Source organism: Planococcus dechangensis, from assembly GCF_042654465.1.
Classification (GTDB): domain Bacteria; phylum Bacillota; class Bacilli; order Bacillales_A; family Planococcaceae; genus Planococcus; species Planococcus dechangensis.
This window is the reverse complement of the sequence record NZ_JBHSGL010000002.1, coordinates 169,365-190,743: the sequence shown is the minus strand read 5'-3', so window position 1 is coordinate 190,743 and position 21,379 is coordinate 169,365. Positions and strand designations below refer to the sequence as shown.

Sequence of the window (21,379 nt, the reverse complement as noted above, 5' to 3'; positions counted from 1 at the left end):
GGGAAAAGTTTACAATTGCGCTAGAACGTGAATGATACAAGCAAAGCTTATTTTCAGCCGGTCTTGTAATCAAGGCAGATGAACGCCAAAAGGGGTTTTGACAGATGAAGAATTTCAGTTTCAAAGCCAGAATGATTTATTTCAGCATCATTACGCTGTTCAGCATCGGGTTTTTCGCGCTGCAATGGACCTCGGCTACGGAAGAAGGAGCAGGTTTCGGGTCGATGATGTTGCTCATGCTCTGGGGAATCATGACCTTGTTTGGCATTGGGGGATTGGTTTTCAGCTTGTGGGCACGTAAGAGCAATCAATGAAAAAAGCACCGCTGCAGTGGAGTCTTGGACTTTTCTGCAGCGGTGCTTTTGACTGAAAAAACAGAATAGCAATGGAAGTTTGCAAACTTAAGGATAGCGAAATCGTGTGATAGAGTGGAAAGAACAATAGAAAATCAGGAGTGAAGCGAGATGTCCAAACAACTGAGCCCGAAACAATTCATCGATTTGATCAAACCGAATGCAGATCTCATCATCCCGATCGCAAACGGCGAACCGATCCGCCTGCTCGATCTGTTAGAAGAACACGCGGCGCAATTGAACAATGTTAAAATCCACCAAATGCTGGCGCTTCGCGACCGCGCCTATATCCGAGGTGAACTCGAACAGCTGCGCCACGTCTCGTATTTTTTGAGCGGTGCTACTCGCCATGTCTATCAGCAAGCGAAGATGGACCTGGTGCCGAATAATTTCCATGAAATGCCGCGCTTACTGCAGAAGACGACGAATTTGTCGATGATCATGACGGTCGCATCCCCGATGGATGAACACGGCTATTTCACATTCGGCACACAAGCTGATTATGTTGCGGAATTTGTCGGCAAGGTACCGTTCGTTCTCGAAGTCAACGAACACATGCCAAGAACATTCGGCCGCAACCAAATCCACATCAGCCAAATCGCCGGCTATGTGGAACATCATGCGCCGCTCGCAGAAGAAAAAGCCAGCACCATCAGCGACAAGGACATAAAAATCGCTTCATCGATCATCGCGGATATTCAAGATGGCGACACGCTGCAGATTGGCATCGGCTCTGTGCCGAATGCGGTCATCAGCATGCTGAAAGATCATCGCCATTTAGGCATCCATACCGAAATGCTGCCGGACGGGGTGGCAAATTTGGTTAATTCAGGCGCCATCGACGGCACACGGAAATTTACCAATCCCGGGAAAATCGTCGCGACTTTTGCCTTCGGTTCGAAAAACTTATACGATTTCATCGACGGCAACCCGGCTGTTGAAATGCTGCCTGTCAGTCTGGTTAACGATCCGCGGGAAATCGCCAAGGAGAAAAATATCGTCTCCATCAACGCGACGACGGAAGTCGACTTATACGGCCAATGCGCATCGGAAACGGTTGGAGGAAAATATTATTCCTCAAGCGGCGGTCAAGTCGATTTTGCGCGTGGTGTGCGTTTTGCAGAAAATGGCAAAGGCTATATTTGCATGGCATCGACTGCAAAAAACGACAGCTTGTCGCGCATCAAACTTAATTTGTCCCCTCTGTCAGTCGTCACAACCGGTAAAAACGATGTCGACAACATTGTTACGGAATACGGTATGGCACGTTTGCACGGCGTCTCGATTGCGGAACGCGCCAAGCGACTGATCAACATCGCCCATCCGAAGTTCCGCGACGAATTGATGTTCGACGCCAAAAAGAATGGCTTTTTGCTATAATCAATGACTGGCTATAAAACAACCCCCAGCTGCAAATGCTGGGGGTTGTCTTATTGCACGGTAAGCTCGGCGCTGCCGATGCCTTCGTAACGGACTTTGTAGCGCCCTTTTTCCAATTTTTTCGGCAAGATGAACGTGCCGGAAGAGACTGCCATTCCCTTTTCAAGCATAAAGCCATGGCTATCGAGTTCTTCAGCAAGCCATTTGATAGCATGGAGCGGGTGTTCAAGCACTTCGGAAGAGCTTCCCGAAGCGATTGGTTCGCCGTTTAAGAACAACTCGCCGTGTATGTCATCCAATTGATCAAACGAGGCATCATTAATCGCCTCCCCGATGACAATTCGCCCGGCAACAGCGCTATCGGCAACGACTTGGCCGAGTGTGATGTTCGGAAACCAGTCGGTGAAACGACAATCCGGCACCTCGATTCCCGGTGCCACATTGGTTTTGCATAAAATATCGGCGAGTGAATCTGATGCGTGGATATCTTCTTGAATCAGAAAAATCAGTTCGATTTCGATGAGCGGGGACAGCATGGAAGCAAGCTCGATCGTGCCGTCTGACAAGGCGGGTGCAGTCAATGCCCCGTAAAGCGGTTTGTCGGAGTTGAATAATTTTTGTGTTTCCGGACTCGTCAAACTGATTTTATAGCCTTTCAACGGTTCTCCGTCCTGTGTTTTTCTGGAAGTGAGCGCATGTTGAATCGAATAAGCAGCAGACAATTCGAGCGTTGATGGAATCTGGTCTTTTTCGAGTGCGCGATTTGTTTTATAAGCTGTGTACAGGCGATCTGCCAGCTGTTCAGTGTGAAGTGGCCCCATTATTCAGTCTCCTTTCCTTTTTCTGTATCATACCATCTGGACCTTGTGTGCTGCACAGCAAGAAGGCAAATTTGCATTTGGGCTGGAGTATCTTATAAGATAAAGAAGACTCGTAAGAAAAGGGGCGGCAAATGATATGGCAGAGATTAGTAGACAGCTACATGATTTCATCCTAAAAAATGAACAACAAATGATTGAAGAATGGGTAGCCATGAGAAGCAATAAAACCAACTCGATCTATTCCACGAACGTATCTGCTGAAATGGCCGATCAACTGAAGGAAGAGACGGGTGGCTTTATTGAAGCGGTGACTGCAATTTTTGTCCATAATGAGGAAGAATCACTAGCTTATGTAGAAGACTGGGCTTCCACAGTGGCAAAGGAACGGGCGCAGCAATCGGTTCCGCTTTTTGAAGTGATGGAGCAACTCGGGCAGATCCGCAGGATATACTGGAGCCATGTCCGGAAATTCTTCGATGAAGTCGGACAAGCGACCAGCCAGGACGCACTGCGCTGGAGCGAAATGCTCAATGACATCTTCGACTTTATCATCGAAAGTTTTGCACGTCATCATCACGAAGCCCACCAGCGGATGTTGGCGAGCCAGCAGGAAGTGATCGATGAATTGAGCAGTCCGGTCATCCCGATACGCAAAGGCGTCGGCATTTTACCGCTAGTTGGCGGCATCGATACATACCGAGCCAAAGTGATACTGGAAACTGCGCTTGAAGAAAGTTCTAAACAGCAATTGTCGACACTGTATATCGATTTATCTGCAGTGCCGATCGTCGATACGATGGTTGCCCAGCAATTGTTCCAGTTGATGGACTCGCTGCGTATCATCGGTGTGGACTCAGTACTTTCCGGTATTCGCCCGGAAATTGCACAGACCGCGGTAACACTGGGGATCGATTTTAAAAATATCAAAGTATATGCCAATTTGATGCAGGCGCTTGACGCGCTCGAACATTAAGAAAAGAGCAGCTCTCTAAACTTTAGAGAACTGCTCTTTTTTCTGTTACAGCACATACATATAGACAGCAAGGAAGTGGCAAGTGCTGCCAAGCAAGATGAAGATGTGGAAAATTTCATGAAATCCTAGATACCGCGAGGACAGGAAGTCCGGCTTGAGCCAATAAATGACGCCCCCGACGGTGTACAGGATGCCGCCTGAAATGAGCAGCCACAACCCGGTAACCGAAAGACTGCCCGCAAGCGGCCCCGCTGCAAACACGATGATCCAGCCCATCAGAATATAGATGCCTGTCGACAACCAGCGCGGGGCGTGAAACCAAATCATTTTAAAGAAAATGCCGCTAATGCCGAGCGCCGCCACAATGCCGAACACTGTCCAGCCGAGTGCGCCTTCTAAGGCAATCAAGCAAAACGGGGCATAGGAGCCGGCAATCAATAGGAAAATCATCGAATGGTCGAGTTTGCGGAAAAAGGCGATGACGCCAGGGCGTGCGAGTACGGTATGATACACCGTAGAAGCCGTATAAAGCAACATCAAGCTGATGCCGAAGATCAGTACCGCTGTTATATGTAAAGCAGGCGCTTGCGAATAGGCTGCTTTAATGACCATTGCGAGCAATGCGATAAACGATAGAATCGCTCCTGTTAAATGGGATAAGGCATTAAATGGTTCGCGGATATAAGCCGTCATGAATCTAGACCTCCTAAGACGTAGTTATTGAAACTACTTATAATGATATATGTATCATTAATGCCAGTCAAGTTTGTCGACTTTTCACTCGTCGTGTAAGATAAGGACAGAGAAACAGAGGTGAAGTGAATGGAAAACATTGATAAACTCATTAGCCAATTGGCGCTCGATAGCCAAATTCATACGAACGATATCCCCAAAATTGATTTGTATGTGGACCAAGTCATCCAGTTGTTTGAAACGAGCTTTCAAGACACGAAGCGCTTTTCGGATGACAAGATCCTGACGAAAACGATGATTAATAATTATGCCAAAGGAAAGCTCTTCTACCCAGTGCAACAGAAAAAATATACACCTGAACACATCATGCTCATCAGCTTGATTTATCAGATGAAAAGCACACTCTCCATCAACGACGTCAAAAAAGTGTTGGAGCAAGTAAACGACAAAGCTCAATCACGAGAACTCGATCTATCCGCTTTTTATGAAACATATTTGACGCTGCAGCAAGACAATCACGCGGCGTTCCGGGAAGAACTTGAGCGTCAAGCAATTGCTGTCGAAGGGGCGCATGGCGAGTGGGACGGGGAACTTTCGAGAGTGCTGTTTATCGCATCACTCGTCCATAAAAGTAATTTATACCGCCGAACCGCAGAAAAGCTGGCCGATGAACTAGTGAGGGAGCAAGCCGATGGCAAAAATACTCATTGATGCAGATGGTTGCCCTGTCGTTGATTTGACGATCGGGCTAGCAAAGCGTTTCGGCTGGCCAGTGCTACTTGTGTGCGACACTTCCCATGAAATGCACCGGGAAGGCGCAGAAACACTGACGGTATCTAAGGGAGCGGACGCCGTCGATTTCGTCTTGGTGAATCGTGTCGATCCGGGTGATATTGTCGTGACACAGGATTACGGTCTCGCCGCCATGGTGCTTGCCAAGAGGGGCGTACCAATCGACCAGAACGGCCGCGTCTACCACGAAGGCAATATCGAGCAATTACTGCACGGCCGCCACGTCGCCAAAAAGATCCGCCAAGGCGGCGGGCGAATGAAAGGCCCAAAAAAGCGCCAGCAAGCAGATAACGATAAGTTTGAAGAAAGTTTGTCCCAAGTATTGAAAAGCTAAAGACCCGCATATATGTGGGTCTTTTTTGATGTCTAAAGAGAATGAACGGATAATTCGATTGGGTGTGCGAATAATTTTCCATCAATAGGGAATAACAGAACATACAAATGAACGCATGAGGAGGGTACGGGAGATGAAAAAACTATTGATCGTCGTAACAAACCACCAAGATCTGGGCGAGAACGGGAAAAAGACAGGGTTATGGCTGCGTGAACTGACGGATTTCTATCATGAAGTAAAAAATGATTTTCATGTGGACATCATGAGCACGCAAGCGAACAAAGTGCCGATCGATCCGAGGAGCTTGCCAGCCGCCGTCATCAACGGCAGGACTCGCCATTATTACTTGGATGAGTCGATACAGCGGCAACTGGACAATCCGCTGACACCAGAGCAAATCAATGCTGACGATTATGCCGGCATCTATTTCACCGGCGGGCACGGCACGATGTGGGATTTCCCTGATAACGAAGGGCTGCAACGGATAACTGCCCGCATCTATGAGAGGGGCGGCATCGTAGCCGCGGTGTGCCATGGCCCGAGTGGATTGTTGAATGTGCAGTTATCGGACGGAAGCCCCTTATTGGCAGGTCATTTAGCAACAGGATTTTCGGATTTCGAGGAAAAACTTCTCGGACTATACAAAGACATTCCATTTTCTTTGCAGCATGAAATGAAGGAGCGGGGCGCGCTTGTCCAAATTGCGCGTTTGCCGCTCGAAGCATGCGTCATCGAATCAGGACGATTGATTACCGGCCAAAATCCGGCTTCCGCTTCTGGGGTCGCCCAAAAAATGCGTGAGCAATTGAAATTTGCTGAACGCTATGCCCAGTAAAGCAAGCGGCCATCCTCACGGGTGGTTTTTTTTTGATTGAAAATAAATTATGGCAAGCGCGCGCATTCCTTTTTGCGCATTGTTTTCGAACGCCTTGTATAAAAAAATGCGCACGAGATGTTTGAAGGGCTGAAAAAAGTTTTTTATTTTCTAGTTAAAATCGCACATACAGGGTATACAGAAGAGTAGTGGCAGAAGCATGTATATAATTTGGAGGGATTTAGATGAAAAATTCAACGATGAATACTTTAATTGGCAGCGCACTCGCGGCAGCTGCAGGGATTTTTGTCTACAAAGCATATCAAGAAAAAACTACCGTCCGTGTAGAAGAAGACCATGATATGCGCAACAGCAGCGCCATCGATGAGCGCGAAAGTGTCTACGCCATCGAAGATTCCAGCGAACAAGGATTGTCGCAATTGGATTCCGCTTACCGCGAAGAATGGCAAGCGAATGCTTTCCCGCAAACACAAAAAGAACTGCGCGAACTCGAAGAAGACAAGTAATACCAGTTGTATAAGCGAAGGCAGAAGCAATTCTGTCTTCGCTTTTTTGGGTGCACTATTTTAAATCGAAATTAAAACAGTAAAGGACTGATCAATTTGTGGATCCGCAAGCCATTTTTTGAATACACGGCGGGCATACTGCTGCTCGCAATCACATTATACGTACTTAGTAAGTTGGACTTTATTTGGGAACCGATCCGCATCATTGTTGCCACACTTTTCGCGCCGATTGTTATTGCCGGCGTGTTGTATTACTTGTTGCGGCCACTGGTTGCGATTCTCGCCCGTCGTATGCCGAAAGTGGCGGGAATCGCAGTTCTCTTCGCAGGAATCGCATTGGTGATTGGCGGGCTTGTTTACTTATTTGGTCCGACTGTCATTGAACAAGGCAAAAGCTTAGCCGACCTAGCCCCGGAGAAAGTGGAAGAGATGAGTTCCGAATCCACGAACCTGATGGAAGGGTTTGAGTTTGGGGGAGTGTCAGGCCAAGAGATCAGCGACCGGATTTTTGGTTATGCCGAGAGTTTATCCAATCGGCTATTCGCAAATGTGCTCGATATTTTAACGATGCTCGTCAACGCGGCGGTTGTTTTAATTGTCGTGCCTTTCGTCTTGTTCTTTCTTTTGAAAGACGATTATAAATTTATGCCGCATCTCGTTAAACGCTTGCCAGAAGATCATAAAGCGGAAGGCCGTAAATTATTGAAGGACTTGAATGCGACTTTGTCGACCTTTGTTGTCGGTCAGGCGATGGTCGCTGCCATCACCGGATTTTTGATGTATATCGGTTATTTAATTATTGGTCTTGAATATGCTTTAACGCTCGCTATTTTTGCGATGTTTCTAGTCGTCGTCCCATTTCTCGGACCAATCCTCGGAATCATTCCGGCGATATTCATCGCCTTGCTGAACGATGGGCTGTTCATGGCGATGAAAGTCGTGCTCGTCTTGCTCGTCGTGCAACAGCTTGAAGGCAATTTAATCACCCCGAACGTTATGGGCAACCGCCTGAAAGTGCACCCATTGACCATTATCCTTTTATTGATGGTGTCAGGAGCACTTTATGGTTTTATCGGCATTTTAATTGCGATCCCGTTATACGCCGTATTGAAAACACTGATTCATGACTTCCGGTTATTTTATCGCCTGCATAAAAAGCGTGCTGTGAGTCAATAACTAGTTATTTAGGCATACGAAACTCTTCTGTTACCAACTTTATTTCAATCGAAAGGTTCAGAATTTGCAAATATTGTGATATATTAATCATTAGATTGACCAATAAAGATAGAGGGGGATGTTTATTAATGAAGAAATGGACATTATTGGCATTATTACTAGCCGTTCTTACAGTGCTTGCAGCTTGTGGCGGTTCTGAAGAAGAAACCGGCGGTGAAGAAGGCGGCGGCGAAGCGGCAGGGGAAACGTATCGCGTCGGTATTGATACGACTTATCCGCCATTCGAATTTGAAGAAGGCGGCGAATACAAAGGAATCGATATTGATTTGATCAATGCTATTGCAGAAAACCAAGGTTTTGAAATCGAATTTAACCCAATGGACTTCGGTGGCATCATTCCGGCGCTTCAGGCTGGACAGTTGGATATTGCAATTGCTGGTATGAGTATTACGGACGAGCGTAAAGAAGTCGTGGATTTTTCGGATCCATACTTTGATGCGGGCCTTTCGCTTGTAGTAGCTGAAGACAATAACGACATCACATCGCTTGAAGACCTAGAAGGCGCGACAGTGGCAGTGAAGAGCGGAACGACAGGAGCTCAATTCGCGCGCGATAACCAGGATGAGTATGGTTATGAAGTCGCTCAATTCGAAGACAGCCCATCCATGTTCCAGGAAGTTTCAAACGGCAATGCCGATGTTCTTCTTGAAGACTATCCGGTCATCGCTTATGCTATTGCAGAAAGCGGACTTTCTTTGAAAACTGTTGGTGATCGCTTAACGGGTGACCAATACGGCATCGCAGTCCTAAAAGGCGAAAATGCAGAAGTACTTGAGCAAATCAATGCAGGTTTGCAGGAATTGCGTGATAGCGGCGAGTACGATGAAATCTTGAACGAATACATCGGAGAGTAAAACTATGTAGCGCGCCAAAGCGCGCTGCATTTTTTTATGCAAGGGGGACCCAAGGGTGCAAACAATCATCAATGCTTTTCCGTATTTAATGGAAGGCTTGCAAGTTACACTGTATATTTTCGCTATTGCCATCGTCATCGGTTTCTTCATCGGGCTAATTGTCGCGTTGCTGCGCTTGGCGCCGCTCAAAATTTTGAATTGGATCGCTAAAATATTCGTCGATGCAATTCGCGGGACGCCGTTTATCGTCCAACTATTCTTCATTTATTTTGGATTGAACTCACTCGGGTTTATTTCTCTGGATAATACGACAGCAGGGATTGTCACTGTAGCGATCAACGCAGGCGCTTATTTCTCGGAAATCATCCGAGCAGGCATCCAGTCGATCGACAAAGGCCAGACAGAAGCGGCGCGCTCGCTAGGGCTCAATTCCACCCAGACGATGCGCTATATCATTTTGCCGCAGGCGTTCCGCCGCATGCTGCCGACCATCACCAACCAAGCGATCATTTCCTTGAAGGATACATCGCTCTTGTCGGTCATCGGGGTAGCGGATTTGACGCAGGAAGGGCGCATTCAGGCAAGTGCCACATTTGATGCGTTCAACGTATACTTGATCCTCGGCATCATTTACTTTGTCGTCATTTACTTGCTCTCTAGTCTGGCGAGCTTTGTAGAAAGGAAGTTTGTATTGCGATGAGTATGATCAGAGTAGAAAACCTTAAGAAATCATTCGGAAATTTAGAAGTTATCAAAGACATGAGCACGGTGGTCGAGGAAAAGGAAGTCATTTGCGTCATCGGGCCCTCTGGTTCCGGTAAAAGTACGTTCCTGCGCTGTTTGAACCGCCTTGAAGAAATCAGCGGCGGGCATGTTTATATTGAAGGAACGGATATTACCGACCCGAAAGTGGACATCAACAAAGTGCGCCAGGATGTCGGCATGGTGTTTCAGCAATTTAACTTATTCCCGCACAAAACGGTGCTGCAAAATGTTACCCTCGCGCCGATCAAGTTGAAAAAAGGCGACCAAAAAGCAGCCGAAAAGAAAGCTTATGAGCTGCTTGATAAAGTCGGCCTGCGTGAAAAAGCGAAGGCTTACCCGGGTGAATTGTCCGGTGGGCAGAAGCAGCGCGTCGCGATTGCGCGCGCGCTTGCGATGGATCCGAAAATCATGCTGTTCGATGAGCCGACTTCAGCGCTCGACCCGGAAATGGTCGGCGATGTGCTGGATGTTATGAAGCAATTGGCGCGAGAAGGCATGACGATGGTCGTCGTGACCCATGAAATGGGCTTTGCCGCAGAGATGGGCGACCGCGTTTTGTTCATCGACGGCGGTTATATCGTCGAAGAAAACGTACCGAAAGAACTGTTCGGCAACCCGCAGCATGAGCGGACGAAAGCGTTCTTGAGTAAAGTGTTGTAAAGAAGAGTAGAAAAGCGTGCCTTTTGGGTGCGCTTTTTTTATTTGGGACGGAGGGCTAGGCTTAGAAAGCGAGGGCTTGTTTGCGGAATTGTTCCGGGCTTCTATGTGTGCTTCGCTTTAGTAGTCGCCGCCCCGCTTAGGGATGGCCTCTTGCCATAAGCCACGATGAGCGCCTGTCTTACAGCATTGGCTCAACACCCGCCCCCCGGGAAGCGTGCCCCTGAAACGCAGTAGAAAAGCAGTCGCTTTTCTACTCTCTTTATTATTTGGCAATTGATCTTTTGTTAGTTTTTTATTACTGCACTGACTAAATTCCGTAAAAACAAAAAAGCGTGCCGCAGGGGCACGCTTTTTCATGGATTATTCAGCGTCAAAGACGTGGACTTTCTCCATTTTGTCGCCGTTTTTCATAGCTTTTGCAGTTTCGAGGCCTTTTGTTACTTGGCCGAATACTGTGTGCACGCCGTCAAGGTGCGGCTGTGAATCGTGAACGATAAAGAATTGGCTTGAACCAGTGTCTTTACCGGCATGTGCCATAGAAAGGCTGCCTGGCTGGTGCTTGTGCGGGTTGCCTTCTGTTTCACATTTGATCGTTTTGCCGCTGCCGCCTGCGCCAGTTCCAGTCGGGTCTCCACCTTGGGAAACGAAACCTGGGATGACACGGTGGAAAACTACGCCGTTATAGAAGCCGGAGTTTGCTAGCTCCTCAAAGTTTGCAACTGTGTTTGGTGCTTCATTCGGGAAAAGGTCGAATTCGATTACTTCGCCGTTTTCCATGTGGATGTGGCCTTTTTTCGCCATGTACAACATCTCCTTTTCGATTGGTTCATTCCTCAGTATATCTACTTTTTTCGAATCTGCCTACTAATAAGGGGCTTATAAAGCTTTCAAGAATCCGCCGTCGACAACGATGGATTGGCCGGTCACGTATGAGTTGGCAGAAGAAGCCAAAAAGACAACAGTACGGGCAAATTCTGCAGGTTCGCCTAGGCGTCCGCGGGGAATTTGGGCTTCGGTGTTCTTCAGCACTTCATCCGGAGTAATGCCTTGGCGATCAGCTGCTGCTTGATTCAGCTCGGCAATACGATCGGTGGAAATCTTGCCAGGGCCGACGGTATTGACCATGATATTGTCCCCTGCGACTTCGCGTGCAAGTGTTTTCGCGAACCCAACCATTCCAGCGCGCATCGTATTCGACAGGATCAAACCGTCGATCACTTCTTTTGTCGAAGAGGATGAGATATTGACAATGCGCCCGAATTGCTGTTCTTTCATATAAGGAAGAACTTCACGGCATGTACGGATATAGCTTAATAGGTTTTGATCAAATGCTGCATACCAATCGTCATCGCTCATTTTATCGAATCCGCCTGCTTTTGGCCCGCCGGTATTGTTGACGAGCACGTCGATGCGCCCGAACTGCTCAGAGACTTTTTGGAACATCGCTTTGATGTCTTCTGCTTTTGACATATCGCAAGCAAAAGCATGGACTTGATCGTTGCCGCTCTCGCTGCGCAACTCAGCAGCGGTTGCATCAACCGACTCCTGCCGGCGGCTGGAAATGATGACGACGGCTCCTTCTTTGGCAAACTCTAAAGCTGAAGCTTTGCCTAGCCCTTTGCTGGAGGCCGTGACGACGACTACTTTTTCTTTTAATCCAAGATCCATTTAAATCATCCTTTCCATTTGGTTCCTTGTTTCAGTTTACGATAGAATAGATTGAATGGATATGCTTGTTTCAAAATTCCGCCATAAGTCCAATGGCGGAAAACCTGTATAGATATGATAGGATATAGATATTGATTAGATTAGGAGTGTTAGAGATGGAAGAACGTGAAATTTTCGATATTACAATCATCGGCGGCGGCCCAACCGGCTTGTTCGCTTCATTTTATGGCGGTATGCGTAAAATGAAAGTAAAAATCCTCGATAGCTTGCCTCAGCTCGGCGGACAATTGATGGAATTGTATCCGGATAAATTCATTTACGATATCGGTGGTTTCCCGAAAGTATTGGCTAAAGACCTGGTGGACAACCTTGTTGAACAAGCCAAATACGGCGACCCCGAAATTTGCCTGGAAGAAACGGTAGCGTCTGTCGAGCGCGAAGAAGAATACTTCGTCATCGGCACCGACAAAGGCCTGCATTATTCGAAGGCGATTCTTTTGACGGCAGGCGTCGGCGCATTTCAGCCACGCAAACTGGCAGTCGACGGTACTGATGCGTACGAAGGCAAATCTTTGCATTACGGCGTCAAAGACCTGACATTGTTCAGTGATAAAAAAGTGGTCGTGCTCGGCGGCGGCGATTCTGCGGTCGACTGGGCGATGATGCTGGAGAATGTAGCATCACAAGTTACGCTTAGCCATCGTCGTGAGAAAATGACGGCGCACGAAGCAAACATCGACACGATGCTGCAATCGTCCGTCGAAGTGAAGAAGCCTTATAACGTTAAGGAACTTGTCGGCGAAAACGGCCAAGTTCGTGAGCTCGTGCTTGAAGACAAAGAAGGCAACGAAGAGCGTTTGGAAGTTGATCACGTCATCGTTAACTACGGCAATATCACTTCTCTCGGCCCGATTAAAGAATGGGGTCTTGAGATGGAGAAGAATTCAGTCGTCGTTAATTCCAAAATGGAAACGAATGTGCCAGGAATTTATGCAGCCGGTGATATCGCCACTTACGAGGGCAAAGTGAAATTGATTGCGGTCGGATTCGGCGAAGCGCCGACGGCCATCAACAATGCCAAATCCTATTTGGACCCGAAATCAAGAGTCCAACCTTTGCACAGCACCAGCGTATTCAAATAAATGAACGAAAAAATGCCCCGGAAGCTGATTCAGCTTCCGGGGCATTTTTTTGTGCCACATTATAGGCTTGTTTTTTTCTTTTTGATGACCAGTGGATCTTGGTTGGCGGCTTTCAAAAAAGCTGCACCCATGAGCAAGACGACGACCGAAAACGGCAAGGCTGCGATTATCAAAGAGTTCTGCAAACCTTGCGTACCGCCGCTGTAAACGACGATGGCGGCAACGGCTGACTGGATGAGTCCCCAAGTGATCTTCACCAAGTTCGGCGGGTTCAGTAAACCGCCGGTCGTTTGCATGCCGAGCACGAATGTCGCGGAGTCGGCAGAAGTGATAAAGAAGATGGCAACGACCAACAAAGTCAAAATGGACATGAGCGTACCCAGTGGGTAATGCTGGAGAACGCCGAATGTTGCTGTTTCTAAACTGTATTCGGAAATATTGGCGATGCCGTTCTGTTCGAGGTTGAGGGCAGATACTCCGAATACCGAGAAGAAAATAAAGCATACAAGGGAAGGGACGACAAGTACGCCGAGCATAAACTCACGCACTGTGCGGCCCCGCGATATGCGGGCAATGAAAATACCGACGAATGGAGCCCACGATATCCACCACGCCCAATAGAAAACGGTCCAGCCGTCGACCCAAGCACGGCGGTCTGCATTGAGCGGCTCCAAATGAAAGCTCATCGACAGGAAGTTGGCGAAATAGCCGCCGATGGAATCAGTGAACATATTCATGATGTAAAGCGTCGGACCCACAACGAGCAAAATCGCAAGCAAGATGAACGCGATGACCATGTTGATATTGCTCAGATATTTGATGCCCCGGCCAATGCCGGACCAAGCTGAAATGATGAACAGCAGCGTCGCGATAGCGAGAATCAATAATTGAAACGAAAATGTATTCGGGGTACCGAACAGGAAAGACATACCTTCATTCAATTGTGCCGAGCCGAACCCGAGCGTGGATGCTACGCCGATGACAGTTGCAAACACCGCGAGCGTATCAATCAATTTGCCAGGCCAGCCAGCCATGTGTTTTTTACCGAATAGCGGGATAAGCGTAGCGCTGATCAAACCGGGTGCGCCGTTATGGAATTTTGCATAGGCAAGCGATAATGCCACAAGGCCGTAAATAGCCCAGGCATGGATGCCCCAATGGAAAAAGGAAAATTGCATGGCTTCCTTAATGGCTTCATCAGAGCCTAGCTCCGAAAGCGGAGCACTGATGAAGGCGTGGGAGATGGGTTCAGCTGTTGTCCAAAAAACCAATCCCATGCCCATGCCCGCAGAAAAAAGCATCGCAAACCACGATACTAGGCTGAATTCCGGCTCGTCTCCCGCTTTTCCGAGTTTGATGTCGGCAAAGCGGGAGAAGATCAGATACAAGCAAAAGATGAGAATGAGGAAAACAGAAGCTAGATAATACCAGCCGAATGTGGCAGAAATCCACGAGGTAAGTGCGCCTGTTTGTAACTGAAATGTCTCAGGTGCGAAAAATCCCCAAGTGACAAGAGCCAAACAAATAGTAATAGAAATCCAAAAAACAATAGTGACATTTTTCAAATGAGTTCCTCCTAAACAAAAACAATGGACGAGATTGCGACACCGATGATGCTGCATTATTTTCTTATTCCCCAACTGGATAAGGCTAATCCTATACGGACTGATTAAAAATAGAAAAAAGCGGATAATTTCAAAATGAATCTACAAAAAAACTCTTTCTAAACAGAATGTTCTGAATTATTACAGTCTGTCATATTTAGAAGTCTCCCGTAATGTAATTGTTAAGTTTAAACCGGTGTCCTGTCATGTTCTTGAAATACGAAGGTGTTATGCTGTGTCTTGTGTTAGTGAAAAGGAGGAATTTCAATTTATGAAAAAGCAAATCGTTACACTAACTGCAATCGCAGCATTAAGTGTAGGCGCGGCAACTACAGCAAGCGCTAATTCATCGTATACAGTCCAATCAGGGGACACGCTCTGGGGAATTTCACAAGAAAAGAACGTTTCGGTACAAAACTTAAAGAGCTGGAATGATCTATCAACTGATTTGATCTTCCCAAGCGACGAGCTTTCTATTGAAGGCAAAGAACAAGCACCTAAGAAGTCATCTAACTCATCATCTACTTATACAGTTAAAAGCGGCGACACGTTATTCAAAATCGCCTCTGCACACGGCATCACGTTGGATCAATTGATGAACTGGAACAATGTTTCCGGCCACACAATCTTCCCTGGCCAAGAATTTGCAGTGAAGGCTGATGCAGCAAAAGCGGCAGCACCAAAAGCGGAAACTAAAGCCGCACAACCGGCAGCTAAAGCTCCAGCTAAAGAAGCACCAAAATCAACTCCAGCAGCTCCAACACCAGCAAGTGCACCAGCAGCAGCTGCACCGGCAGCGGCATCTACTCAGTCTGGTAAAGAAATGACTGTGTCTGCTACAGCTTATACAGCGTATTGTGCAGGATGCTCAGGAATCACTCGCACAGGAATCGACTTGCGTTCAAACCCGAACCAAAAAGTCATCGCAGTTGACCCGACCGTTATCCCACTTGGTTCAACAGTATGGGTTGAAGGTTACGGAACAGCAATCGCTGGCGATACTGGCGGAGCTATCAAAGGAAACAAAATCGATGTCTTTATCCCGACTCAAGGCGAAGCTTTGAACTGGGGCCGCAAAAACGTAAAAATCAAAGTTCTAGACTAATATCTTTAAAGCTACAAAGCCGAGGTGACCATTCCCTTGGCCTTTTTTATTGAAGCCGATGCATATATGCGTCGGCTTTTTGTTTGCTTATTTTTAGAAAATCATTGAAATCACAGTTAAGAGGCATATAATGAAGGGTATAGTTACTGAGTATTCATAATATTTACACAAATAAGGAGGCGCATGACATGGCAGAGAAGAAAAATGTTTCCAGGCGTGACTTTCTTAAGACTTCCGGTATTGCAGCAGGCGCTCTCGTCGGTGGAGGAATTATCGGTGGATTGATCGGAGCGAATACTCGCCAGGATACAATAGCACCGAGCGGCGGCGAAGCGGGCCATGGAGGAAACGGAGAAGCAGCAGCTGGGCCGCGCGGTTTACAGTTTTTCAAAAATCCAGTGGAGTTTGCTGTTCTTGAGCAAGCAACCGAGCGCATCTTCCCTGAAGACGAGCTTGGACCAGGAGCAATCGGTCTGGGCGTTCCTTTCTTTATCGATCATCAGCTTGCGGGAAGTTACGGTGAAAACTCCCGGGAATACATGCAGCCGCCTTTTGAAGTGGGCGAAGCTACTCAAGGCTACCAAAGCCGCTTGAAGCGCAACGAACTTTTCCGCCAAGGACTGCAGCGGATGCAGCAAGAAGCGCAAAGTCGCTTTGATGCCAACTTCGTTGATTTGGAAGGCGAGCAGATGGATGAAATTCTGACGGCTTTTCAAGATGATGAAATCGATATGCAAGGAACTAATTCGCAGTTCTTTTTCCGGCTGCTCCGGCAAGCGACGATAAACGGCGCCTATGCCGACCCGATCTATGGAGGCAACCAAAACATGGAAGGCTGGCGCATGAAAGGCTTTCCGGGACATCGGCCAGCTTACATCAATGAAATTGAAAGTGAAGACTTTGTCGAGATGGATCCGCATTCGGTGGGAGATATGTTGAACTAATTGAGGGGGAATAAGTATGGTCACTACACTGGATAAAGTGGATGTAGTAACAGTGGGAGTGGGTTGGACCGGCGGCATCATTGCGGTCGAATGCGCGAAGGAAGGCTTGAGTGTTATCGGTCTAGAACGTGGGCAAAGCCGGTCGACTGCGGATTTTTCAATGGTTCATGACGAATACCGCTACGCTATCCGCTATGAATTGATGCAGGATCTTTCAAAAGAGACGATTACCTTCCGCAATGGCCGAGGCCAGCGTGCATTGCCGATGCGTCAAATGGGTTCCTTCTTGTTGGGCGAAGGACTCGGAGGATCGGGTACGCATTGGAATGGCCAAAACTGGCGCTTCTTGCCTTATGATTTTGAAATCAAATCGATGACGGAAGCGAAATACGGCGCCAATAAATTGCCTCCGGAGTATACGATGCAGGACTGGGGCATCACATACGATGAGCTGGAACCTTATTTTGATAAATTCGAGAAGACTGCAGGTATATCGGGCGAAGACAAAAATCCGTTCTGGGGCCAGCGTTCAGCTGAATATCCGACCCCGCCGATGAAAAAGACGCCTTTGCTGGCAAAGTTTGAAACTGCTGCAAGTAATTTGGGTTATTCTCCGTTCATGATGCCCTCGGCGAATCTTTCAGAAGCATACGAAAATCCAGACGGGCAGCAAATCGCCGCTTGCCAATATTGTGGATTTTGTGAGCGCTTCGGCTGCGAATACGGCGCAAAGACCTCGCCTGAAATCACTGTTGTTCCGGCTGCGATGGAAACGGGCAACTACGATATCCGCTTTAATGCCAATGTCGTAGAAGTGATGAAAGAAGGCGACCGGGTGACCGGCGTGCGTTATTTTGATACGGTGACATTCGAAGAGTTTATCCAACCGGCAGAAGTTGTCGTCTTGACAAGCTATGTATTGAACAACGCCAAATTATTGATGGTGTCGGAAATCGGAGAGTTGTACGATCCGGAAACCGGCCAGGGTACACTCGGCAAAAACTATGCTTATCAAATTCTTCCGGGTGCATCTGGTTTCTTTGATGAACAGATGAATGTCTTTATGGGGGCGGGGGCCCTCGGCATGACCATAGACGATTTCAACGGGGATGCTTTTGACCACGGAGATCTTGACTTTATCCACGGTGCCAGCCTTTCCATGACTCAAACCGGGAACCGTCCGATCGCATCTAACCCGCTGCCCCCGGATACGCCGGCATGGGGTGCACAATTCAAAAAAGCTTCCATAGAAAACTATTCGCGGACACTTTCAATTGGCGGGCAAGGTGCATCAATCCCGCATCGCGATAATTACATGACTTTGGACGGAACGTATAAAGATGCTTATGGAATCCCGCTCTTGCAGTTAACTTATAATTTCACAGACCAAGATCGTGCATTACACTCTTATATTACCGAAAGAGCCGCCGAAATCATGCAGGAAATGGGTGCGAATACAGTGGTAGGCAGTAGCCCGATATCCGATTACGATATTGTGCCGTATCAGACGACGCACAATACCGGCGGAACTATTATGGGGGCAGACTCTGAGACGAGTGTCGTCAATAATTATTTGCAACATTGGGATATGGAAAATTTGTTTGTCGTCGGGGCCGGGAATTTTGCGCATAACGGCGGCTATAATCCGACCGGCACAGTAGGGGCGTTAGCATATCGTTGTGCAGAAGGAGTCATTAGATATAGCCGCGAAGGTGGCTCGTTAGTGTAAATAGTGAGGAGGAATTGATATGGGTGGAATAGCTTCTATTGGCGTACCGGGATTGATCATTATTTTGGTCATTGTGCTGATTATTTTCGGGCCGAAAAAGCTTCCGGAAATCGGCGGGGCAGTCGGCAAGACTTTCTCGGAGTTTAAGCGGTCAACAAAAGGGTTGATGGATGACGACGAAGACGAAAAAGAAACAAAAGAAGCGAAAGAAACGAAGAAAACCGATAGTTTGTGAAGGTGGTTAAATGGATCCGTATGGAGAACGCAAACTGATCAGTCCCTTGCATAAGAAAAAAGCGGACGAAAATTCAGCGGCATTAAACAAACCCGAGGAGAATACCAAAGCGGGGCCGGAATCAGGTGGCCCGAAAGATTCGGGAGGGGAACAAAAGCCACCTGCGGAAACGCAGGAAAGAGTGGAAACATTGATTGATCATTTAGGCGATTTGCGTAAACAATTGATCAAAAGCATTTTTGTGTTTGCTTTCTTCCTCGTGCTGGTCTTCTCAACCTTGAATTTTTGGTTTCCCTACATTGTAAAAGGCAACGAACTCGTGATCTTGGGACCGCTTGAAGTCATTAAATTTTATACGTCGATTTCTGCCACGATGGCGCTCGGTTTGTCCTTGCCTTTTCTGATCCACTTTCTCTGGCAGTTCGTCAAACCGGGACTTGAGGAGACCGAAGCACGGTTTCTCGGTTTGTATTCGCCGGCGATGCTCGTACTGTTCTTACTCGGCATCTCATTCGGTTATTTTATCGTCAACCCATTAAGCTATCAGTTTTTGATCGGTTTAGGGGCTGCGAATTTCGATGTGATGATCTCAGCAAATGAATACATTCACTTTTTGATCATGACGACGATTCCATTAGGCTTGTTGTTTGAAATGCCGATTTTGGCGCTGTTCTTGTCGTCGATCGGCGTATTGACCTCAGTCTCGATGAAAAAAGTGCGGAAATGGTCGTATCTTGGTTTGGCTATCGTTTCTGCACTCATCACCCCGCCTGATTTTTTAAGCCAATTATTAGTATTGGTGCCGATGGCGGGTTTGTATGAAGCAAGCATCTTTATCGTCAAGAAAATGGAAGCACGAAATGAACGTCTGGAAGATACAGCTGCGTGATGGCAAGAATAGGGGGTATCCAGCTATCAATGGATCGTTGGAAAGCCTTTGCTATTTCTGCCAATTCAAAGGGGGATTTGACTATGCCAATGGAAATTAAAACAATCGAGAATTTACATGATGTGAAAGTGGACGAGTTGGTCGAAGAAAGCGAAGCGGAAGGGTATCGTTTTTTAAGAAGACTGGTGGATCAGTATGAAGACGGAAGCAACCGCTTCGACAAAAAAGGTGAAGTGTTGTTCGGAGTTTTTGACCCGCGCGGAAAACTCCTTGCAATAGGCGGGCTGAACCGTGATCCGTATTCAACAAAAGAAGGGATCGGCAGGCTGCGCCGCTTTTATATTGCCAAAGCTGCAAGAAGAGAAGGAATCGGTACGAAGCTGCTTCAAAAGATCGTCGATTTTGCAAAAGATTATTTTGGGGAATTGGTTGTAAGGACAGACTCTTCTACAGCCGATGCTTTTTACCGTGCCAACGGGTTTACTGGGGATGTTAATTTACCCGATGTGACCCACCGGATTGTTTTGGAGAAACAAAAAGTTTAATAGTCGTTCAAAGCGACGCCAGATGAATCGATGAAAACAGCCGCCGATAAATCGCCTTTTCTTGTAAAATGGGAGTCAGAGGGCTACCATTTCAAGAAAGGTGATTTTTTGTTTGGGCTTCAAATATAGAAGGGGGAAAGGCATGCGAAAAGTGGAAGTCGTGGCATATGATGAAACGTGGCCGAAGTTATTCGATACGGAAGCTGATGAAATCCGGCATTTGTTAGGCAACCATTGCGTGTCGATTCATCATATCGGCAGTACGGCTGTTCAAGGCCTGGCAGCAAAACCGGTCATCGATATGCTTGCAGTAGTAGATGAAATCGAGACCGCAGAGCGTTTTGCAGAAGAACTTCAACAGCTCGGCTATAAGGCGAAAGGCAAGAACGGGCTGCCTGGAAGGCGTTATTTTGAAAAAGGCGGAAACGAACGGACTCACCATTTGCATTGCTATGAAAACGGCAGCCCGGAAATTTTCCGGCATCTTGCATTCCGGGATTTTCTCCGGGAACATCCGCAGCAAGCAGCAGCTTACGGCGACTTGAAGCTATCTTTAGCCAAACAGTATCCACTGGATATCGGACGCTATATTGATGGGAAACAGGCGATGATTCAAAGAATCGAGAAACAGGCGACAGGAGAGATTTGATGGAAATGGCAAATTGGCGTGGCGCTGCAGGCGTCTGCGTAAACGAACAAAATGAAATTTTGATGGTGCTTCAAAAAGCGCCGGAAGAAGATAGTAAATGGACCATACCGGCAAGTGGCATCGAAGCAGGTGAAACGCTGGAGCAATGTTGCGAGCGTGAGTTTCAGGAAGTCACCGGATTGACGGTGAAAGCACTCGATGAATTAAAAGTCAGGAGCGGCACGTATGAAAATTCGGCGGTGTCATTTGAATTGCATTATTTTCAAGTCGCGGCGACGGGGGGAGAACTTGTTGTTCCGGAAGAAGACTTCCTGATAGAAGATGTAGCGTGGAAATCAGTCAAGCAACTGGAGCAGCTTGAACTTGCTTATCCGGATGATTTGGAGCTCTTCAGGTCACTGATCAACCGCTAGGGATTCAAAAGTGCGAAACAGGGTAAAGAAATAAAAATGTACTATCAGGAGGGCTCAAAAAATGGATAAGGAACGGAAAAGCCAGGAAGGTGAAAAACTATTGCCGGAAGTGGAGCCGAGACGCCATCAGCCACCGAACAAAGAAATAGATCCGATGCCGAATAGAGAATTGGAATATAAAGAAAACTCCAATGAGAAATACAGGGACCAAACTGGTAACAAACAGCAGGAATGAGCAAAGTATGCAGCCGCTT

General features: G+C 47.3%; 26 protein-coding genes. 21 read left to right on the top strand and 5 right to left on the bottom strand.

What is annotated here, in order from left to right:
* Positions 1-104: 104 nt before the first annotated feature.
* Both ACFO5U_RS01465 and ACFO5U_RS01460 read left to right on the top strand, forming a co-directional pair.
* Entirely contained in the window at positions 105-314 is a 210-nt protein-coding gene (locus tag ACFO5U_RS01465; protein ID WP_377276041.1) for a hypothetical protein, read from the top strand.
* Positions 315-464: 150 nt separating this feature from the next.
* Complete coding sequence (locus tag ACFO5U_RS01460; protein WP_377276039.1) at positions 465-1,733, top strand: acetyl-CoA hydrolase/transferase family protein; 1,269 nt, start codon at positions 465-467, stop codon at positions 1,731-1,733.
* 50 nt (positions 1,734-1,783) lie between these two features.
* Here the strand turns inward: ACFO5U_RS01460 and ACFO5U_RS01455 are convergent, their stop codons facing one another.
* Positions 1,784-2,554: a 2-keto-4-pentenoate hydratase gene (locus ACFO5U_RS01455; protein ID WP_377276037.1), complete on the bottom strand. Its 771-nt coding sequence runs from the start codon at positions 2,552-2,554 to the stop codon at positions 1,784-1,786.
* Positions 2,555-2,690: 136 nt separating this feature from the next.
* Here ACFO5U_RS01455 and ACFO5U_RS01450 point away from each other — a divergent pair, with 136 nt between their 5' ends.
* Complete coding sequence (locus ACFO5U_RS01450; RefSeq protein ID WP_377276035.1) at positions 2,691-3,527, top strand: STAS domain-containing protein; 837 nt, start codon at positions 2,691-2,693, stop codon at positions 3,525-3,527.
* Between the two features lie 45 nt (positions 3,528-3,572).
* On the opposite strand, the gene trhA is transcribed toward ACFO5U_RS01450, so the two are convergent.
* Positions 3,573-4,220, bottom strand: a complete 648-nt coding sequence (gene trhA, locus ACFO5U_RS01445) for a PAQR family membrane homeostasis protein TrhA (RefSeq protein WP_377276034.1) — start codon at positions 4,218-4,220, stop codon at positions 3,573-3,575.
* 129 nt (positions 4,221-4,349) lie between these two features.
* On the opposite strand from trhA, the gene ACFO5U_RS01440 reads away from it, so the two are divergent.
* The 8 genes from ACFO5U_RS01440 to ACFO5U_RS01405 all read left to right on the top strand — a co-directional run bounded on the left by ACFO5U_RS01440 (position 4,350) and on the right by ACFO5U_RS01405 (position 10,202).
* Positions 4,350-4,931: a DUF1836 domain-containing protein gene (locus ACFO5U_RS01440; protein ID WP_377276033.1), complete on the top strand. Its 582-nt coding sequence runs from the start codon at positions 4,350-4,352 to the stop codon at positions 4,929-4,931.
* Positions 4,912-5,346: a YaiI/YqxD family protein gene (locus ACFO5U_RS01435; RefSeq protein WP_377276031.1), complete on the top strand. Its 435-nt coding sequence runs from the start codon at positions 4,912-4,914 to the stop codon at positions 5,344-5,346. Before ACFO5U_RS01440 ends, ACFO5U_RS01435 begins: the two co-directional genes overlap by 20 nt.
* 133 nt (positions 5,347-5,479) lie before the next feature.
* Positions 5,480-6,181: a type 1 glutamine amidotransferase domain-containing protein gene (locus ACFO5U_RS01430; RefSeq protein WP_377276029.1), complete on the top strand. Its 702-nt coding sequence runs from the start codon at positions 5,480-5,482 to the stop codon at positions 6,179-6,181.
* A 224-nt stretch (positions 6,182-6,405) separates the two neighbouring features.
* Positions 6,406-6,687, top strand: coding sequence for a hypothetical protein (locus ACFO5U_RS01425; protein WP_377276027.1), 282 nt, complete (start codon positions 6,406-6,408; stop codon positions 6,685-6,687).
* A gap of 96 nt (positions 6,688-6,783) precedes the next feature.
* The gene (locus ACFO5U_RS01420) at positions 6,784-7,863 is read left to right on the top strand and encodes an AI-2E family transporter (RefSeq protein ID WP_377276025.1); all 1,080 of its coding nucleotides are present in this window, start codon (positions 6,784-6,786) and stop codon (positions 7,861-7,863) included.
* A gap of 128 nt (positions 7,864-7,991) precedes the next feature.
* Positions 7,992-8,777 (top strand): transporter substrate-binding domain-containing protein, encoded by a 786-nt coding sequence (locus ACFO5U_RS01415; RefSeq protein WP_377276023.1) that lies wholly within the window; start codon positions 7,992-7,994, stop codon positions 8,775-8,777.
* A 55-nt stretch (positions 8,778-8,832) separates the two neighbouring features.
* Positions 8,833-9,477 (top strand): amino acid ABC transporter permease, encoded by a 645-nt coding sequence (locus ACFO5U_RS01410; RefSeq protein ID WP_377276022.1) that lies wholly within the window; start codon positions 8,833-8,835, stop codon positions 9,475-9,477.
* A complete protein-coding gene (locus tag ACFO5U_RS01405) occupies positions 9,474-10,202 on the top strand; it encodes an amino acid ABC transporter ATP-binding protein (RefSeq protein ID WP_377276021.1) in 729 nt (242 codons plus the stop codon). The genes ACFO5U_RS01410 and ACFO5U_RS01405 overlap by 4 nt, the downstream gene beginning before the upstream one ends.
* Positions 10,203-10,562: 360 nt before the next feature.
* Here the strand turns inward: ACFO5U_RS01405 and ACFO5U_RS01400 are convergent, their stop codons facing one another.
* Together ACFO5U_RS01400 and ACFO5U_RS01395 are read right to left on the bottom strand one after the other, a co-directional pair.
* Positions 10,563-11,003 (bottom strand): peptidylprolyl isomerase, encoded by a 441-nt coding sequence (locus ACFO5U_RS01400; protein WP_377276019.1) that lies wholly within the window; start codon positions 11,001-11,003, stop codon positions 10,563-10,565.
* A 75-nt stretch (positions 11,004-11,078) separates the two neighbouring features.
* Positions 11,079-11,870 carry an SDR family oxidoreductase gene (locus ACFO5U_RS01395; RefSeq protein WP_377276017.1) on the bottom strand — a complete coding sequence of 264 codons (792 nt, stop codon included), beginning with the start codon at positions 11,868-11,870 and terminating at the stop codon, positions 11,079-11,081.
* A 155-nt stretch (positions 11,871-12,025) separates the two neighbouring features.
* On the opposite strand from ACFO5U_RS01395, the gene ACFO5U_RS01390 reads away from it, so the two are divergent.
* Entirely contained in the window at positions 12,026-13,012 is a 987-nt protein-coding gene (locus tag ACFO5U_RS01390) for an NAD(P)/FAD-dependent oxidoreductase (protein ID WP_377276015.1), read from the top strand.
* Between the two features lie 59 nt (positions 13,013-13,071).
* Here the strand turns inward: ACFO5U_RS01390 and ACFO5U_RS01385 are convergent, their stop codons facing one another.
* Complete coding sequence (locus ACFO5U_RS01385; RefSeq protein WP_377276013.1) at positions 13,072-14,577, bottom strand: BCCT family transporter; 1,506 nt, start codon at positions 14,575-14,577, stop codon at positions 13,072-13,074.
* Positions 14,578-14,887: 310 nt separating this feature from the next.
* On the opposite strand from ACFO5U_RS01385, the gene ACFO5U_RS01380 reads away from it, so the two are divergent.
* The 9 genes from ACFO5U_RS01380 (at position 14,888) to ACFO5U_RS01340 (ending at position 21,360) form a co-directional block, all read left to right on the top strand.
* Complete coding sequence (locus ACFO5U_RS01380) at positions 14,888-15,721, top strand: LysM peptidoglycan-binding domain-containing protein (protein WP_377276011.1); 834 nt, start codon at positions 14,888-14,890, stop codon at positions 15,719-15,721.
* Between the two features lie 188 nt (positions 15,722-15,909).
* Complete coding sequence (locus ACFO5U_RS01375) at positions 15,910-16,665, top strand: gluconate 2-dehydrogenase subunit 3 family protein (protein WP_377276009.1); 756 nt, start codon at positions 15,910-15,912, stop codon at positions 16,663-16,665.
* A gap of 16 nt (positions 16,666-16,681) precedes the next feature.
* A complete protein-coding gene (locus ACFO5U_RS01370) occupies positions 16,682-18,394 on the top strand; it encodes a GMC family oxidoreductase (protein ID WP_377276007.1) in 1,713 nt (570 codons plus the stop codon).
* 19 nt (positions 18,395-18,413) lie between these two features.
* A complete protein-coding gene (gene tatA / locus ACFO5U_RS01365) occupies positions 18,414-18,629 on the top strand; it encodes a twin-arginine translocase TatA/TatE family subunit (protein ID WP_377276005.1) in 216 nt (71 codons plus the stop codon).
* Between the two features lie 10 nt (positions 18,630-18,639).
* Positions 18,640-19,518: a twin-arginine translocase subunit TatC gene (tatC, locus tag ACFO5U_RS01360; protein WP_377276003.1), complete on the top strand. Its 879-nt coding sequence runs from the start codon at positions 18,640-18,642 to the stop codon at positions 19,516-19,518.
* A gap of 83 nt (positions 19,519-19,601) precedes the next feature.
* Complete coding sequence (locus ACFO5U_RS01355; protein ID WP_377276429.1) at positions 19,602-20,063, top strand: GNAT family N-acetyltransferase; 462 nt, start codon at positions 19,602-19,604, stop codon at positions 20,061-20,063.
* Between the two features lie 142 nt (positions 20,064-20,205).
* A complete protein-coding gene (locus ACFO5U_RS01350) occupies positions 20,206-20,712 on the top strand; it encodes a GrpB family protein (RefSeq protein ID WP_377276001.1) in 507 nt (168 codons plus the stop codon).
* Positions 20,712-21,125, top strand: a complete 414-nt coding sequence (locus ACFO5U_RS01345; RefSeq protein WP_377275999.1) for an NUDIX hydrolase — start codon at positions 20,712-20,714, stop codon at positions 21,123-21,125. Before ACFO5U_RS01350 ends, ACFO5U_RS01345 begins: the two co-directional genes overlap by 1 nt.
* A gap of 61 nt (positions 21,126-21,186) precedes the next feature.
* The gene (locus ACFO5U_RS01340) at positions 21,187-21,360 is read left to right on the top strand and encodes a hypothetical protein (protein ID WP_377275997.1); all 174 of its coding nucleotides are present in this window, start codon (positions 21,187-21,189) and stop codon (positions 21,358-21,360) included.
* Positions 21,361-21,379 lie beyond the last annotated feature (19 nt).